The organism is Streptomyces sp. NPDC002130, assembly GCF_040296465.1.
Lineage (GTDB): Bacteria > Actinomycetota > Actinomycetes > Streptomycetales > Streptomycetaceae > Streptomyces.
The window spans coordinates 1-1,090 of record NZ_JBEOXI010001187.1; the positions used below are offsets into that span (position 1 = coordinate 1).

Here is a 1,090-nt window from a genome sequence, read left to right on the forward strand (position 1 = left end):
GCGCGGCTCGGGCGGCAGCGGGAGCTGCTTCGTGCCGAGTTCGAGCTTGCGCAGGGCGCTGGCCAGGGCGAGCGGAGCACCGGTGAGCTGGGCACGAGCCGTACCGCCGGTAGCCAGAGCTGCGGTGGGCACGGTTTCCACCGACTCCCCCACCACCCGTTCGGCCTCGTCGGGAAGCAAAGCGGCAAGAGAGTCCAAGGCGCTCGAAGTCTGACTGAGCGAACGCATCTCGATCCAGTGACCCAACAACATGATCACGATCAGGAGCGCGAGCTCCCACCAGAAATCAAGAGTGTGATCCACCCAGTGCAGACTTGCAGCCCAAGACGCGAAGAAGGCAACGGTGATGGCAAGTGCGATCAGAAGCATCATTCCGGGTTGCCGAGAACGGATTTCGGCGACAGCGCCGGTGAGGAACGGCTTGCCGCCCCAGAAGTACATCACCGTGCCGAGTACCGGCGAGATCCATTCCACCAGAGAGTTTTCCGGAAGGGTGTACCCGACCAGATCAGCGAACATCGCATCTGCCGCAACAACCGGAACTGCGATTACCAGCATGACTGCGAACAACGTCCGGAACTGTGCGACGTGATCCCCGTGACCACCGTGGGCCCCATGCTCCATCTGACTGTGGTTCATCTGGCTGTGGTCCATCTCGCTATGGTCCATCTGACTGTGATCCATGTGGCGGTCATCCCCTCGCGTGTGATTCCGGCACTGCAGCGGTCAAGCCATCAGCCTCGAACGTATGCCCGGCTCAGCCACCGAGCAAGGTCACGCGGCCAACGTCAATCGCTCAACTCCCCTTCAACATCGCTTCCATCTGAGTGATTTCCGCCTGCTGACCGGCGATGATAGCTTCTGCCATCTTCTCCGCCGATGGATCGAGCCCGTTGTCGAGCTCGGTCTGGGACATGGTGATGGCACCCTTGTGGTGCTCGATCATCATCGTCAGCCACAACTTGTCGAACTCCGCGCCACTGGCATCGGTGAGGGCGGTCATGTCGTCGGCCGACATCATTACCGGCATCTCGGCCATCCCGACGCCGTGTCCCGCATGCGCCGACTCATCCATGCCCTCCATCGAACT

1 protein-coding gene and 1 pseudogene are annotated in these 1,090 nt (G+C 61.5%); both read right to left on the reverse strand.

The window, feature by feature from the left end; genetic code table 11:
- Nucleotides 1-654: pseudogene (locus ABT116_RS49515) on the reverse strand (hypothetical protein); the annotation flags it as partial.
- A gap of 142 nt (nucleotides 655-796) precedes the next feature.
- The coding region (locus ABT116_RS49520) for a DUF305 domain-containing protein (protein ID WP_351648269.1) at nucleotides 797-1,090 on the reverse strand (294 nt) is incomplete at its 5' end.